The organism is Bacillus sp. FJAT-42376 (genome assembly GCF_003816055.1).
GTDB lineage: Bacteria > Bacillota > Bacilli > Bacillales > Bacillaceae > Metabacillus_B.
The window spans coordinates 1,611,545-1,627,681 of record NZ_CP033906.1 but is presented as its reverse complement, the minus strand read 5'-3'; the positions used below and the strand labels follow the sequence as shown (position 1 = coordinate 1,627,681).

The window sequence follows — 16,137 nt, the reverse complement described above, 5'->3', positions numbered from 1 at the left end:
CCTGGTTTCACCACTCTGCTGAGTGTGCTTCAATTTTCACTCCACAATCTTTGAACATTGATTAGCTTATGCCCGTGAAACTCCATTCTGTAAATATCAGGTTTTGAGGTGCTATATAAAAATTCTAAATCATAGCTGCTATCAAAATACGCCATCATCAAGGTCATAACCGCCCCGTGTGTTCCGACTGCAACTCTTTGCCCGCTGTACGAAACGAGCAGTTGTTCTAATACGCTAACTGCTCGTTTCTGACAGTCTGCATTGGATTCGCCTCCTTTTAAAGAGAATGTCGGTTCCAAAAATGACCTCTCTAATAGAGGAATTAATTCTTTGTCCGCTGCCCGGCTATCATCAGAAGAAAAGATTCTTTCTTTTAAATCTTCAAATACAATAACCTCTTTTCCTATTTGTTCAGCTAATTTTTCAACGGTTAATATGGACCGTATATACGGACTCGATACCACTGCATCAATCTTCTCATCTTTCAGAATCTCCGTTACCCGTTCCACATCTGCATACCCTTTTTCGGTCAATGCTCTTGTTCTTTCCTTTCCTTCCTTCGGTGATTCACCGTGTCTGACCATATAAATAAAGGTACTCATTCTTTTTTCCTCCTGTCCGCTCTCTGGGAATACCATACCACAATAAGGAAATGACGCTTACCAGCTTTTTTCAGGAGAAAAAAAATAGGATGAAATCGTTTCGATTTCATCCTATTTGAAGCCTTATTATTTATTATCATTTAAAGAAGTTCTGCTAAGAACCCGACTCGCAGCGCAGAACTGACCAGGGCCCTGCTGGCCTCTGATCCGCCTTTCCTAATCGGCCTCTTTCCGTGTTATTTTTTCAAATGGTACGGTACTGTCGTAATGATTACATTTCTCCGATACAGCAAGAATGCACGGATCAGCAGACTGGACTGGTTATGGAGTATATTGTGCCAGCCCTTTTTCGGAATAAACTGCGGAATGACCACTGTTACTTTATAGTTGGATTCACTCGCTTTTTTCTCGACTGTATCGACAAACTTGGTAAGCGGATTGATGATGCTGCGGTAATGGGACTGCAGGGTGACGAGCCTAACATCGGGCTGCCACTTTTTCCATTTCTCTTCAAATTTGCGCTCATCTTCGCGCTCAAATGCGATATACACCGCAATAATCTGGTCCGGAGAAAGGGATTTGGCATAGTTTAAAGAATTCTCCACAACATGGGTAATTCCGGCAACCGGAACGACGATGACGTTTCCTTCGATTGGGATTGCGCGCTCGCACGTTGTAATCCTTAATTGGTCGCCCACTGCTTCGTAATGCTTGCGAATCTGGTGAAACAGGATAATGATAATCGGCAGGAAGATTAGAATCGACCATACCTGTGTAAATTTTGTCAGGAAGAAAATCAGCGTAACAAGGAAGCAAATGACCGCTCCCGCTGTATTGATAATAAACTTCGGGATCCAGCCGGCCGGTTTTTCCTTCAGCCATTTCACCATCATCCCTGTCTGGGAAAGCGTGAACGGAATAAATACTCCAACGGCATATAGAGGGATGAGGTGCTCTGTCTGGCCTTTGAATGCGATAATCAGGATAATGGAAAAAACAGAAAGGATGATGATTCCATTTGAGTAGCCTAAGCGGTCTCCTCTTACCGTAAACATTCTTGGAATGAATTTATCCTTAGCGAGATTGACGGCAAGGAGCGGGAAGGCGGTATAACCTGTGTTCGCTGCCAAAATTAAGATCAAGGCCGTTGTCCCTTGAATAAAGTAATACATAAAGTTCCGGCCGAATGTTTCCTCGGCAATTTGCGAAACAACCGTTACTTCTGCAGCGGGCACAATTCCGTAATAATAAGCAAGATAAACAATTCCAGTAAACAAAATTGCAAGAAGTGTACCCATCGCAACAAGGGTTTTCGCGGCATTGTTCGGAGCCGGATTTTTAAAGTTCGGAATTGCATTGGATATCGCCTCGACCCCTGTCAAAGCGGAGCTTCCTGATGCAAAAGCTCTTAACAGAATAAACAGACTGAGTCCTGCAACCGGTGTGCCGATCGGTGTATGTGCGTCAGCCGGGACCTGACCTGTTATAATATGATATAAGCCTGCTCCAATCATAATAAATAAAGCAAGAACGAATAAGTAGACCGGATAGGCTAATACAGAAGCAGACTCCGTTACTCCTCTTAAATTTAAAATTGTAAGCAAGATGACAAAGACAATCGCAATTTCCACGTTATAATCATGCAAAGCAGGAAACGCGGACGTAATCGCATCCGTTCCTGCAGAAACACTCACTGCTACAGTCAGAATGTAGTCCACCAGCAGGGAACCGCCGGCAATCAGACCGGGATTTACTCCTAAATTGTTTTTGGAAACAACATAGGCGCCTCCTCCGTGGGGATAGGCAAAAATAATCTGACGGTAGGATAGGATCAATGCCGCCAGCAGGACTAAAACCCCTAATGCAATCGGAATGGAATACCAGAACGCAGCTGCACTGATGGTGATCAGCACAATCAGAATTTGTTCCGGACCATAGGCAACGGAAGATAATGCATCAGATGACAGAATGGCGAGCGCCTTTTTCTTATTGAGTTTCTGTTCCCCAAGCTCCCCTGATTTTAAAGGCCTTCCGATTAGTAACCGTTTTATTGAAGAAATCAAACTTTTCACCGCCATATAGAATTAAACTTATGATGCCCATTTTTGCTAAAAACGATTTTCAGCCATTAAAAATGTCCGCAAGCCATTAAAAACAGACCTGCAGACATGGATGTTCCTGTCTCACAAGCTCCACCTTCCTTCTCATATAACGCTTACGAGGTTAGCTGCCGGATTCGGACCATTGAGTAGCCCTACCTTTTTAAAGGATTCACCCCTCGGATAACGATTATCCATTAAACGGGTCCCCCGTACCATGATGGTTTAAGCGGTTTAGAAATATGAAACCGTTGATTATCATACTCCCGTATTTAGGAAAAGTAAACAAAAATTTTACGGCTTTTTCAGCTGAAGAGAAATGAGATATTTTGATGGCAAAACGGAAAGAATACACGATAGGAAAAATGATTGGAGGAAGCGTATGAACAAAGAAAAAAAGCCATTGCTTTCGGATGAATTTCTGGATGCGGTAGAAAAAGAGATTTCAGATTTATACGGCGTGCAAACCGTTGAGGAAAATGAAGAGCCCCTAAAAGCGGACCAATGAAAAAGAGCATCGGAAAAGATGCTCTTTTTCTGGCTTTCCAGACTACTTGATTTCAAATTCCGCTGCGAGGTCCGCCTTCATGTCTAAAATGTTCTGAACGTCTTTTACAACTCTGTATTTTCCCGAACTCAATTCTGAAGTATTCAGCGTAATGATCTGGGATTTTCCGGGGAGAACATTGATTCCTATATCTCTAATCGACATATCGGGACTGGCCTGTTCCCACTTTCCTCCCGTCCATTTTTCAAAACGGTATCCTTCTCCCGTAAACAATGCTTCAGGACCGTAGTTTTCAAGTTTCAATTGGATGGTATCCGATTTCGTGATCTGCTTTTTATTCAATGACACCTTTGCATTGATTTCCGCTGTTGGCACATAAATGAGTTCAACACCCGTATCCTCGACTTGTCCGTCTTCCCCCAAAATTTCTATGCTAATCAAATACAGCGCATTTTCTTTGTCGGGCAGAACGGCAGAGAAGCTTGCCATTTTTCCTGTTTTCTCGGCAATCAGCTTCACTTTTTTGTAATTCCGGTCTCGTTCCGTCAGCTGATACCGGATTGTTTTCTCAGCGGAAGCGACTTTTAGCACGGACTGTACAGGCGATTTTGGGGGCAGGATGTATTGCGAGGTCTCAAAGTGGAAGCCTCCCCTTCTTTTAAAATACTTTCCTGTATGCGGACCGTATTCTGTTTGCTTGTGAATGTTGTGGGGCCACACAAAGTATTCATTTTTTTTGCTGGGAGTTCCGATTTGCGAGGGGATCTTGCTTGCTGCAGAAGCTGTCACTGGGATTTCCTCTTTTGAACAAGCGGAAAGAGCCAATACTAAGAGCAGAAATACGGCCATCATTTTTTTCGGTTTCACCTATTCACTCACCCTTTTTCTTTGTTAGTAAATACTCCGTCAGGAAGGATTGCCTTCGCACACTGGCCGGCTCTGAATGGCGGGGCAGCTTCGTTTTGCACAGTCTAATCGAACTGGTGACTACTTGATCTCAAATTCCGCCGCGAGGTCTGTCTCCATGTTTAAAACATTACGAACGTCTTTAACAACTCTATATTTTCCCGAACTCAAATTCGCTGTATTCAGCGTTACGGTTTGGGATTTCCCCGGAAGCACACTGATTCCTATAGCATTAAACGTCATATCCGGATTTGCCAGTTCCCATTTTCCTCCCGTCCACTTTTCAAACAGGTACCCTTCTCCCGTTGACAATTCCTGAGGACCGAAATTTTCAAGTTTCAATTGGATGGTATCCGATTTCGTGATCTGCTTTTTATTCAATGACACCTTTGCATTGATTTCCGCTGTTGGCACATAAATGAGTTCAACATCCGTATCCTCGACTTGACCGTCTTCCCCCAAAATTTCGATGCTAATCAAATACAGCGCATTTTCTTTATCTGGCAAAACAGCAGAGAAGTTTTCCATTTTTCCTGTTTTCTCCGCGATCAGCTTCACTTTTTTGTAATTCCGGTCTCGTTCCGTCAGCTGATACCGGATTGTTTTCTCAGCGGAAGCGACTTTTAGCACGGACTGTACAGGCGATTGGGGCGGCAGGATGTATTCCGAGGTGTCAAAATGGAAGCCTCCCCTTCTTTTAAAATACTTTCCTGTATGCGGACCGTATTCTGTTTGCTTGTGAATGTTGCCGGGCCACACAAAGTATTCATTTTCTTTGCCGGGAGCTCCGATTTGCGAGGGGATCTTGCTTTCTGCAGAAGCTGTCACTGAGATTTCCTCTTTTGAACAAGCGGAAAGAGCCAATACTAAGAGCAAAAATAAGGCCATCATTTTGTTCGGTTTCACTCATTCACACACCCTTTTTCTTTGTTAGTAAATACTCCGTCAGGAAGCATTGCCTTCGTCTAATAGTCGGCCGCGAATGGAAAAAGTTACAAAAACCAAGGTCGTTAACCGCTCATTTCTTGTGCTGTCTGTCCTCCTTTGCCTATAATGACGGTAAAGAGGTGAAGAATTTGAAAGCGGATCATTGGCTTTACGTATTTTTTCTTATTTGGTACGGCTGCGGTGTTATATTGCTTGGATTTGACATTCTGCCTGTCTGGCTGGAATGGGCTAATGTCGTCTTTCTCATGGTAGCCGGTCTTTTAGGCGGCGTTTATTTTTATCATACATACGGAAAGGCACTTGGAACGGCCTTATCGCTCTCGGTCATCTTCCTCTCCATATTCGCTGAGCATTTGGGTGTGGAGTATGGCATTTTGTTTGGAGATTATTATTATACGAGAGACTTCGGCCCGCAGCTGATGAGCGTTCCCATTGCGATTGGGTTTGCCTGGCTGATGATAATAGCGGGATCCCATGCCCTGTTAAAAGCGGTTTTGCCTGAGGCACCTGCGGTCATCTTCAGTGCCATCGGCGCTCTACTTGCTGTTATGATTGATTTGATTATTGATCCGGTCGCATATGAAGTGAAAAACTATTGGGTGTGGACAGCGGACAGCTTCTATTACAATATCCCCTTTTCGAATTTTTCAGGATGGTTTATTACCGCATTTGTCCTGCATATGATCATTCAGCTGGCTGGGAAAAAGACATTCAAACAGGTCCCGCTCTGGCAAAACAGGATTGTTCTTGTTTACTTTTTAGTGCTCTTCATGTTTGTCCTGCTCGCAGCGATTCATTTCCTATGGCTTGCGGTTGCGTTCACTGTAATCCCTGCCGCTGCTGTCCTGTCTGTCTATATTTTATCTGTAAAGAGGGGTTCACATGATCGAAGCCAGCAAAAGCAAGTGGTTTGATTTTGGTTTTTCCAAATATGTGAACAGGCTGTTTAAGCAGCATTTCAGAGGGATTTTCATAATGGCTCCTTCAGCCCTCCCTGATCATGCATTGTGGTGCTCCAACCACAGCTCCTGGTGGGACGGCCTTGTTTTGCACTATCTGAACCGGACGGTGCTGAAACACGATTTCCATGTCATGATGCATGAAAAAGGCTTAAAGGATTTCCCTTATTTCAGAAAAATGGGAGCTTTTTCGGTGAACCGTGATCATCCTCGGGAAATCATTCATTCGGTCCAATACGCAGGAACGCTGCTGAATGAGGGGAAAAGTGCCGCCATTTTTCCACAGGGGGATGAAAAGCACCTGGAACAGAGGCCGCTTGGGTTTTTATCCGGGATTATCGCCATCGCTGAAAAAAGTCCGGATACTCCTATTCTGCCGATTGCCCTCTATTATTCATTCGGAGCTGAGAAAAAACAGGAGCTATACATACAGATTGGCGAGCCTTTGGCCTATTCAAGCCTTACAGGAAGCCGGAAAGAAAAGACATATAGGCTGGAGGAGCTTTTTACCGTTCAGCTCGACGGACTCCGGGCCAAGGTGATTTCCGGAAAGACAGGAGATTTCCGAAATGTTCTATAAGAAAGGAGGAATACGATGAAAAAGGCGGTTGTCGTTGGAGCCGGGCTTGGCGGATTGTCTGCAGCCATTACCCTTGCAAGCAAAGGCTGGGACGTAACGGTGGCGGAAAAAAACAGCCATTCCGGCGGAAAATTAATGCCAGTCATGCTCGGATCGTACCAGTTCGATTTCGGGCCGAATACGATTACCATGCCTCAGGTGTTTGAACAAGTATTCCGGCATGCCAGAAAAAAGATGGAAGACTTTCTGGAAATGGTCAAGCTTGAACAGCATACGGTCAATTACTTTCCGGATGGGACCCGTTTTTTCCTGAGCAGTGATAAAGAGGCGATGAAACGGCAGCTGAAGGACCTGGATCCAAAGGGACATAAGAACTACGGGCGGTTCCTTGAAGAGATTTCAAGATTGTACCGATTATCAGAAGCACACTTTTTCCCGAGAATGTTTAAAAGCGTGATGGATTACGCCTCTCCAAGTCTCAGCTATGCATTTATGCGCGTCCGTCCGCTGGAGACCATGGATCATTTTTTCAGAAAATACTTCGGGAATGAACAGGTGATTCAGGCATTCAACCGATACGCTACCTATATCGGCTCCTCTCCCTATCAATCTCCCGCAACCTTTGCGATGATTGCCTATTTGGAGCTTGTACAGGGTGTGTATTATGTGAAAGGCGGAAATACGAAGATTGCAGAGTCCTTTTATAAAATTGCCCAGGAAATGGGTGTCCAGTTTATCATGAACACGAAGGTTCAGGAGCTGCAGGTTTCCAACAAACGAATCAACACGGTTCTGCTTGAAAACGGACAGGAGCTGACTGCCGACGAGGTGATCTTGAACGCGGATCTGCTGAAGGCGTTCCCGGAGCTTGTCGCAGAATCAGACAGGCCTCATTTTACGGATAAAAAAAGAAACGGGTATGCACCTTCGATCTCTGCTTTTGTCATAACGGCCGGCGCCGAAGGGAAATTTGACCAGCTGGGCCACCATAATGTCTTTTTCTCAAACGATTACCGCAGTGAATTTGATGAGCTTTTCAAAAGACAGGCCTATAGCAGCGATCCAACCATCTATATCAGCAACTCCGCTTATACGGACCCATCACAGGCCCCGGACGGAAGCAATCTGTTCATCCTGGTGAATGCCCCGCCTCTCACAGAGGATGGAAGGCTTCAAGTGTCGCCGCAAAGCTATAAAGCTATTATTTATAAAAAATTGGAGGACCATGGACTTTCTCTTACCGGCAGAATCAGAGAGGAGCGGATCTTCACACCGCTTGATATTCAGGATACGTTCGGAGCGTACCGTGGGGCCTTATACGGCATTTCTGCCAATAAAAAATGGGATGCCTTTATGAGGCCAAGTAATTTCCCTGCCGATATACAGAACCTCTCCTTCGCAGGAGGAAGCACGCATCCGGGTGGCGGATCACCGATGGTGACAATCAGCGGGATGAATGTGGCGGAGGAGATTGCCAGGAGATCAAAATGAGGAGTCTGAATGATTGGAAGTTCAATGTCTGAGAGAAATGATGGAAGAGGATTCCCCGGAAGGCTGAGAGCTTTCCGGGGTTCTGTTTTGAAGCAGGTTTTTTTACAGGACACTGAGAGCAAGCTATTCAGGATTCAGCCTAAATAGGAGCAGCACAAGGAGAATACAGGACAAAAGCTGGAAGGCCAGCTGAACACCGTACAGGTCTGCCGCATAGCCAAAGCCCATTCCAATCACGATGCTCAGCAGATTGCCTGTGAATGCCTCTATCGATGTCACGGTAACCCGCCATTCATCGGATGCCTTTTCCTGCAGCCGGGCTGAGAGGATAGGGCTGATCATTTCCAAGACTGCGATAGCGGCAATGACATACAGAACAGCACTCCAATGCTGAACAAAGCCAAAAAGGAAAATGGCCGCTGCCGCAGCAGCAAATGCCGGTTTTAGCCCCCATCCCCGGCTTTCATACTTCTCACTTAGGAGATTTGCCGCAGCACTTGAACCGGTAATCAAAAAGCTGATGTATCCAAAGTACAAAACCGCAATCCCGATTTCCGGATAAACAAGCATACTCATCTCGTGCAGCTCACTGTGCAGAACCGATCCGGAAATGCCGCTTGCCAAAATTATGACAAGCAATCTTCTGCTTGTGAATGCATAGACAATGCCCGCTTTAAGCTGACTCCGTATCTTTTTCTGATCCTTTTTTTCTGATAATCCTTTTTCTGGTTCCTCCAGGGTGAGGGCAAAATAAAGACATATCGGGAAGCCGAGCAATGATAGCCAATAAGGAATTTCATAGGATGTGTAATACGCCAGATAGCCCCCCGCTATACCAGAAAGTCCGAGAACCGCATTGGCAGCAAAGTGACAGCGGCCGTTCCATTTTACATATTCCTCTTCCCTGCCATGTTCCTTTAAAGACATATAAAGAATAGACTCAGTGACACCCGACTTTAACGAACCGCCGATCGCTGCCGCCAAATAGGCGATGCCGAACCCATATAGGTCATAGGAAAATATAGAACATACGAACTCAAAATAACAGATAAATAATCCGGCTGCGAGCACATACTTTTTCTTCCAAACATCCGCTAATGCACCGCACGGAATTTCCAGCAAGGCACTGATCACCGCATAAAATATAATCAGATTTTGCATATCGGCAATGGATAAACCGCGCGATTCAGCAAAGAGCCGCTCCACAGCATAGGCAAAAACGAGCCCTTCGCCCATTGCAATGGCGAGAAGCCTGCCGGTATTTTTCATTGCATCCCCCTCCTGATGATCCAAATTTGGAATCATCATCAGGGTGGACCTCGTGCGTTCGGTCAAAATCAGCTGCTCGATTTGTTCCGGATCATCCTACAGACCTCCTTTTTGTATTCTTATCGTTTTTTATTCTTTCTTTCCCTTCATTATTCCTCTGCCTTTCATCGCTCAGGAATCCCCACCGTTCAAACATGACGAATCCTTTCCGAACAAAAAGGAAGCGTCCTTTGAACGCTTCCTTTACATTTGTGAAAGGATGGAGATTTTTTCATCCTGTGTGACATAGTTGCGCTCTCCAAAAACCCGGTAATGGTTGCCGCGCACCTTATTCAAAATGGCTTTATAGAAAAAGGCCGCTGCTTTCACAGGTGTTCTGGAGTGGAGCGGATATAAATCAATCGTATCCATCGCTTCTTCGTAGTAGGCCTCTGCCTCAAAGGCTAGATACTCCCAGACGGAAATGAATGAATCATTAATGATGCCTGCTTCAAGTTCTGATTCGCTGTACCCGAACTGGTCAAGGACTTCTTTCGGAAGATAGATCCGGTCCCGGTCAAGGTCTTCGCCAATGTCGCGAAGAATATTGGTGAGCTGCATGGCGATGCCAAGGGCAATCGCACCATTGCGGAGCGTCTCCTTTTTCCTCGGAGCGAGAATCGGCAGCAGCATCAGGCCGACGGCGCTTGCCACATGGTAGGAATAGTCGAACACTTCCTCCAGTGTTTCATATCTTGTTTTTGTCAAATCCATTCTCTGGCCTTTGATCATATCCCAGAAAGCTTCTTCATCCATATCGTAGCGGCTGAATGTGTCTTCCAGAGCAAGCCATATGTAGTGGTTGCGGTCATGCTCCCTGTTTAAAAAGCGTCTGAAGTCTTCTTCAAAAGCCTGAAGCTCTTTTTCAGGCTCTGCCCCTTCATCTACAATGTCATCCACCGTGCGGCAAAAAGCATAAACAGCCCATACCGCCCGTTTCTTTTCTGCTGGGAGGAGTGAAAATGCTTTATAAAAGGATTTGGAATGGATTTTAATGAGTTCTTCACATTGTGCGTACGCTTCTTTCAGGTTTTCCACTTAAGCTCACCCCTTTGTGTATGTTTGCATCTTCCATTAGTACGGATACCATCATTTTTGCTCCCTGCATCACGAGCGGTATTCCGCCGCCCGGGTGAATGGAAGCACCTGCTGCATAGACATTCTCCAATTTGGAAGGTTTGACCTGGGGACGGAAGACTCCGGACTGGAACAGGGTTGGAGCAAGTCCGAAGCTGCCCCCTTCAAAGAGCCCTTCTCTTTTCGCGTCGTTCGGTGATTTTACTTTTTTCCAGACAATATGGTCTCTCAAGCCCGGAAATCCTCTTCTTTCCAGTGTTTCTATAATTCGGTCTGTAAATTCATTTTGCTGATCCCAGTCAATATGGCTTCCTGAAGGGACCGGAATGAGTGCATACAGCACACTTTTCCCTTCTGGTGCAAGCGAGGAATCAATAATTGAAGGATGGAACGCATAGATGGATGGATCAGACGGAACTTCCTTTGATACAAAGATTTGATGCATATGCTGCTGAAAATCAGATCCCATAAAAAACTGATGAACATTTGCCTCATTATACACCTTGTCCAGCCCCATATACAGAAGCAGGCAGCCGGATGAGGGAACATATTCCCGTTTCGGAGCGTACGGCTCAAGCATATGGGTCACCGAAGGAAAATCTCCATTCATGATCAGGTAATCCGTTTCATGATAGTCCCCGTTTACATACAGCCCCTGAGCCTTCACGCCATCCGACTTGACCGACTGGACGAGCGCATTTTTTCTGATTTCCACACCATTCCGGATGAGGGCTTCTTCCAGCACTTCCACTAGCCGGGCATATCCGCCTCTCATATAATACACGCCATGCTTATGCTCGCTGTAGGAAACGAGGGAATAAATCGCCGGTGATTCAAACGGGTTCCCTCCGATATATAAGGTTTGCAGCGAGTATGCCTGTCTAAGCCTCTCATCCGTATAATAGGCTTTCAGGGATTGATGCACATTCCGGTACGCCTTGAGTTTCATCAGCGTGCGAATGTTGTTTTGCGTCCAGAAAGAACGGCGGTCAACAAATGTTTTCTCAAGGAACTGATCATTCCCGAGACGGAATCTCGTATCCATATCCTTCATAAACCGCTGGAAGCCTTTTTCTTCTCCGGGGAAGTGATTTTTCAGTTCATCCATTTGCTTTTCATAATCCGAATACTTGGAATAGGTGGTTCCGTCTGCAAAATGCAGCTTATAAAGAGGATCGAGTGAGACAAGTTCGTATTCGCTGTCGGAAATCCCGGCTTCTCTCAAAATACGCTGGAGCATCTCCGGGAGGAGAACGATGGTCGGCCCCTCGTCTATTTTGTATTCTCCTTCTTTTACATAGGCGAGCCGTCCTCCGAGCCTGTCATTCTTTTCAAATATCGTAACATTAAACCCGTTCTTTTTCATCAATAAAGCTGTGATTAAGCCGCCGATTCCGCCGCCTGCTATCGTTGCTCTCATAACGCTTTCCCCAGCCTTTTCTCAGATTTTACGATGACCGGCTTCCCGCCGTGTTTTTCATGAATCATATTGGTTGTGATCCTCGCTGATTCAAGAATAGTAGGGAGGCCGCTTCCAGGGTGTGTTCCGCCCCCGACAAGCCATGCATGTTCCAGTTCTTCAAATTCATTATGCGGCCGGAGCACCATCATTTGTGTCAGATTGTGGGCCAGGTTGAACGTAGCCCCTTTATATACGAAAATCTCTTTTTCCCAATCCTTCGGGGTCAGAATCCGTTCGGTGACTATATGCTGTTCCAGGTTTTTGAACTCTGTCCGTTCATGCAGCGTTTTCAGCATAAGATCCCTGAATGCTGCTTTTTCCTGATCCCAGTCGATGCTGCCCATATTGCTCGGAACAGGGGCGAGGATATATAGAGCCGATTGGCCTTCCGGTGCAAGCGTCGGGTCTGTCACACTTGCATTTTGGATGTAAATGGACAAATCCTCCGGCAGGGAATAGCTTTTCGTGATTTCTTCCACATATTTCTTATAGTCTTTCGAAAAAAGAATGGTATGATGCGGGAGTTCAAACTTTTTATCTATGCCGAGATAAATCATAAAAGTAGAACAGGAGAATTTCTTTTTCTCCAGTTTCTGCCTCGCATATTTTTTGAGCTGCCCGTCTTCCACCAAGTTGGTCACCGCATGACCGAAATCCCCGTTGATGACCACTTCATCGGCCATCACTTCTTCACCTGATTCAAGCTTCACACCCCGGACCGTCCGTCCATCGAGGATTAGCTTGTCAATTCCCTGCCCAAGATGAATGCTCCCTCCGAGTTCTTGAAATGCTTTTGCCATCGCCTTCGGAAGCTGATTGACGCCGCCGATTGGATGAAAAACGCCGTATGCGTGTTCCATATAGGAGAGAATGGAGAATGCACCGGGGCATTCCCATGGAGACATGCCTAAATATTTCGATTGAAAAGTAAAGGCAAGTTTGACGCGCTCATCTTTAAAATATTTAGACAGGACATCGTAAAGACTTTTAGTCAGTGTGAGCTTAGGAATCGCTCTCAGAACCCTCCAGCTTAAATAATGCCGGAAACGGTCCATTCTGTTTTGCAGAATCGGAGTCAGACGGTCCATTTTTTGTTCTGTATCTTTTATAAACGAAAGATACCCATCTCCGTCCCCCGGTGCAAATGCATCGATTCTGCGCTTCATTTCTTCCGGATCGCGGGTCATATGAAGACTTTCCTCATCAAAAATCAGTTCATACATATCATCGATTTCTTTTAGCTCCAGGTAGTCGTATAAATTTTTTCCTGATTCCTCAAAGATTTCTTCCGCCAGATGCACCATGCTCAGGAAAGTGGGGCCCATGTCGAATGTAAATCCGTCCATCTCGAATGAAGAGTTTCGTCCGCCGATATAGTTTTGCTTCTCATAAACGTGAACGTCATACCCTCTTCCAGCAAGCTGGAGAGCCGCAGCCATCCCGCCCGGACCTGCGCCGATAACAATTATTTTTTTTGCCATGATGGGTCGTCCCCCTGAATTGTACATTAGTTATACAAACATTATACGAATTACAAAGCAAAAATACAATGAATAACCTCTACCTTCCACTATACCCGAATGTTCAGCAGCACATTCGATTTGGGTTTGGAACCCTGCACATAAAAAATAACCCGGACGCCATGGCCCGGGCTATGGGAGACAATATTAAACGGCTGCTTCCTGTTCCTCATTCCTGAACTCCCGCTTGTGGGCGAAAGTCAAATATGAAATCGTGCCGAGAATAGGCACAATCAGGAAAATAAGAACAATGGAAACATTGTGCCACATTAAACTGAAATCTCCTGTTGAAATAATGGCTCTGAATGCCGAAATGGTGTATGTCATCGGCAGGAAGTTTGTAAAATGCTGCAGCGCTCCAGGCACCAGCTCGATTGGATACGTTCCGGCACTGCTAGTCAGCTGCAGGATCAAGATCAGAATTCCGATGAAACGCCCCGGGTTATCCAGTGCTGTTACAAGGAATTGGATAATGGCCAGGAAAGTCCAGCTTGCAAGAACGCTCATCATGAAGAAGAATGGCAGACTTTGCACTTCAAGTCCAAGTACATTCAATAAGATCAAGTCTGCAAGGACCGCCTGGAATACTCCTACCGCAAGAAGTACACCGAATTTTCCAAGGAACCAGCTGAATCCGTTTCTAGGGCGGACCGCCGGATCTCTCAATGGAAAAATAACAGAGAAGACGAGCGCTCCTACAAATAAACTCAGAGAAAGGAAGTATGGAGTGAATCCCGTTCCATAATTCGGTACATGATTCAGTCTGTCATCTTTCAGCTGTACAGGTTTTGCAAACATATCATAAATATCATTGTTGGCATTCACATCATTTGCATCTTTCGCTCCGTCACCAAGCTCATCTTTCAGTTCCTTTGAACCGTCAGAAAGCTTATTCATGCCGTTTGATAAATCGCCTGACCCATCCGAAAGTTTTCCAAGGCCGCCAGACAAATCACCGGATCCATCGGATAGCTTTCCAAGGCCGTTTACAAGTCCGTTTGATCCGTCGGCAAGCTTTTCCGTTCCCTCGGCAAGTTTGCCTGAACCATCAGCCAGCTTGCCTGTTCCATCCTGCAGCTGTCCTGACCCCTGTGCAAGCTGGCCCAAACCGCTTGAGAGGGAACGGCTTCCGGCTGAAAGCTGATTGATTCCGTCTTGGGCTTCCCCGATTTTCCCGCCGAATACAGTGAGGCCCTGAACGAGCTGGGATTGACCCCCGGATAGCGCCTTCGCTCCATCCGCAAGCTTTTGCTGCCCTTCAGCAATCTGATTGATTCCGCCGCCAAGCTTGGACTGGCCGTCGTGAACAGCATTTGCCCCTTCGGATAGTTTGTCCGCTCCTCCCTGCAGCAGGGAAGCATTTTCTGAAAGCTGATTTACCCCTCCATCGACTTTCTTGCTGCCGGCTGCCAATTGGTCGATGGTCGCTTTCAGTGCCGCAATTTGCGGGTCACTGGACTGTTTGGCCATGGCATCCACTTTTTGCTGGAGCTGCTCAAGTCCTTCCGCTACCTGGGCAGACCCTTCTTTCGTTTGATCTGCACCGCCTTTGAACTTTCCGAGATTAACAGACAGCGCCTCAGCACCGTCCGATAAACCTTCTGTTCCGGCCGTTAGCGCCGGAAGTTTTTCATTGAGTTGATTTAATCCGGCTAATGACTGATCAAGGCCTGCAGAAAGCTGATCCGTTCCGCTCTGGGACTTTTTAGCCCCGTCAAGCAGTTTCGCGTTTCCATCCTTCATTTGCCCGACCGCTGTGCCGAACTTTTGAATGCCCTCGTCCAGCCTTTTGGCGCCCTCATCTGCCGATTGCAGTCCGTTTGAGAAGGAGACTGAATTCTCAGCGAGCATTTGAAGGTTTTTCTTCAGCTCTTCAGCCCCTGAATGGACAGATCCGATCCCGCTGTTCAGCTTGCCCGCTCCATCTTTGGCAGAGGCCACTCCCTGATCCAGCTTGCCCGCACCATCTTTAGCGGTATTAATTCCATCATGAAGATCGTCCGAACCGCCCTTTGCATCATTGATTCCGTCATTCAGTTTACCGGCGCCTTCTGTCGCGTCATCTAATCCTTTTGCGACATCTTTAATGTTATCAAACATTGATTCAGCATACGTTTTTGTTACTTCGGATGACACTTCCGCCTTCACTTTTTCCATAGCGGAGTCTCCGATTTTGGTTGAAAGGTAGTTCGTCCCTTCATTCGGAGTATAAATCAGTTCCAGCCGTTTCGGATGAACATCCTGAAGAGTGGTCGCATTTTGCGAAAAGTTCTCCGGCACTTCAATTTTCATGTAGTACTTGCGGTTTTCAAGACCGCGGTTCGCTTCGGCCTCGTCGACGAACTGCCAGTTGAATTTTTTGTTCTCCTTTAGTTCATCTACAAAATCCTTGCCGATTGTCAGCTTCTCGCCTTCAAAGTCGGCTCCTTTGTCTTTATTGACGACTGCGACAGGAAGCTGATCGACTTTGCCGTACGGATCCCAGAATGCCCACAGGAATGTTCCGCTGTACAATACGGGAATTAATAGCACAGCAATAACAGCAATCAGAAGTTTCTTTTTCCTGGCAATCTCCTGAAATTCTCCTTTTAATGAAGTAAATCCTTTCATGGCTGCCTCCTTAATTGAATAGATGACTAATTTAATCATATGGTCATTTCATTCTGAAAAAATGAGG

General features: G+C 46.0%; 13 protein-coding genes and 1 riboswitch. Of the genes, 4 read left to right on the top strand and 9 right to left on the bottom strand.

Annotated elements, in window-relative coordinates:
* Positions 1-29: 29 nt before the first annotated feature.
* Positions 30-602, bottom strand: coding sequence for a histidine phosphatase family protein (locus tag CEF21_RS08250; protein ID WP_123915016.1), 573 nt, complete (start codon positions 600-602; stop codon positions 30-32).
* A 236-nt stretch (positions 603-838) separates the two neighbouring features.
* The gene (locus tag CEF21_RS08245; protein ID WP_123915013.1) at positions 839-2,665 is read right to left on the bottom strand and encodes an APC family permease; all 1,827 of its coding nucleotides are present in this window, start codon (positions 2,663-2,665) and stop codon (positions 839-841) included.
* A gap of 133 nt (positions 2,666-2,798) precedes the next feature.
* A riboswitch (cyclic di-AMP (ydaO/yuaA leader) is annotated at positions 2,799-2,943 on the bottom strand.
* 140 nt (positions 2,944-3,083) lie between these two features.
* Here CEF21_RS08245 and CEF21_RS08240 point away from each other — a divergent pair.
* Positions 3,084-3,209, top strand: a complete 126-nt coding sequence (locus CEF21_RS08240) for a hypothetical protein (protein WP_123915010.1) — start codon at positions 3,084-3,086, stop codon at positions 3,207-3,209.
* 42 nt (positions 3,210-3,251) lie between these two features.
* On the opposite strand, the gene CEF21_RS08235 is transcribed toward CEF21_RS08240, so the two are convergent.
* Together CEF21_RS08235 and CEF21_RS08230 are read right to left on the bottom strand one after the other, a co-directional pair.
* Positions 3,252-4,076 (bottom strand): immunoglobulin-like domain-containing protein, encoded by an 825-nt coding sequence (locus CEF21_RS08235; protein WP_123915007.1) that lies wholly within the window; start codon positions 4,074-4,076, stop codon positions 3,252-3,254.
* Positions 4,077-4,196: 120 nt separating this feature from the next.
* Positions 4,197-5,021, bottom strand: coding sequence for an immunoglobulin-like domain-containing protein (locus tag CEF21_RS08230; protein WP_123915004.1), 825 nt, complete (start codon positions 5,019-5,021; stop codon positions 4,197-4,199).
* 170 nt (positions 5,022-5,191) lie between these two features.
* On the opposite strand from CEF21_RS08230, the gene CEF21_RS08225 reads away from it, so the two are divergent.
* The 3 genes from CEF21_RS08225 to CEF21_RS08215 are packed head-to-tail and all read left to right on the top strand — an operon-like array spanning position 5,192 to position 8,093.
* A complete protein-coding gene (locus CEF21_RS08225) occupies positions 5,192-5,977 on the top strand; it encodes a carotenoid biosynthesis protein (protein WP_123915001.1) in 786 nt (261 codons plus the stop codon).
* The gene (locus CEF21_RS08220; protein WP_123914998.1) at positions 5,946-6,602 is read left to right on the top strand and encodes a lysophospholipid acyltransferase family protein; all 657 of its coding nucleotides are present in this window, start codon (positions 5,946-5,948) and stop codon (positions 6,600-6,602) included. The genes CEF21_RS08225 and CEF21_RS08220 overlap by 32 nt, the downstream gene beginning before the upstream one ends.
* 15 nt (positions 6,603-6,617) lie before the next feature.
* On the top strand, positions 6,618-8,093 hold the full coding sequence (locus CEF21_RS08215; RefSeq protein ID WP_123914994.1) for a phytoene desaturase family protein: 1,476 nt from the start codon (positions 6,618-6,620) through the stop codon (positions 8,091-8,093).
* Positions 8,094-8,216: 123 nt separating this feature from the next.
* Here the strand turns inward: CEF21_RS08215 and CEF21_RS08210 are convergent, their stop codons facing one another.
* The 5 genes from CEF21_RS08210 to CEF21_RS08190 all read right to left on the bottom strand — a co-directional run bounded on the left by CEF21_RS08210 (position 8,217) and on the right by CEF21_RS08190 (position 16,070).
* Positions 8,217-9,362, bottom strand: coding sequence for an MFS transporter (locus CEF21_RS08210; RefSeq protein WP_164462127.1), 1,146 nt, complete (start codon positions 9,360-9,362; stop codon positions 8,217-8,219).
* Positions 9,363-9,605: 243 nt separating this feature from the next.
* On the bottom strand, positions 9,606-10,439 hold the full coding sequence (locus CEF21_RS08205) for a phytoene/squalene synthase family protein (protein WP_123914988.1): 834 nt from the start codon (positions 10,437-10,439) through the stop codon (positions 9,606-9,608).
* On the bottom strand, positions 10,405-11,898 hold the full coding sequence (locus CEF21_RS08200; protein ID WP_123914985.1) for a phytoene desaturase family protein: 1,494 nt from the start codon (positions 11,896-11,898) through the stop codon (positions 10,405-10,407). The genes CEF21_RS08205 and CEF21_RS08200 overlap by 35 nt, the downstream gene beginning before the upstream one ends.
* Positions 11,895-13,421, bottom strand: a complete 1,527-nt coding sequence (locus CEF21_RS08195; RefSeq protein ID WP_123914983.1) for a phytoene desaturase family protein — start codon at positions 13,419-13,421, stop codon at positions 11,895-11,897. Before CEF21_RS08195 ends, CEF21_RS08200 begins: the two co-directional genes overlap by 4 nt.
* A 186-nt stretch (positions 13,422-13,607) precedes the next feature.
* Positions 13,608-16,070: a YhgE/Pip domain-containing protein gene (locus tag CEF21_RS08190; protein WP_123914980.1), complete on the bottom strand. Its 2,463-nt coding sequence runs from the start codon at positions 16,068-16,070 to the stop codon at positions 13,608-13,610.
* Between the last annotated feature and the right edge of the window lie 67 nt (positions 16,071-16,137).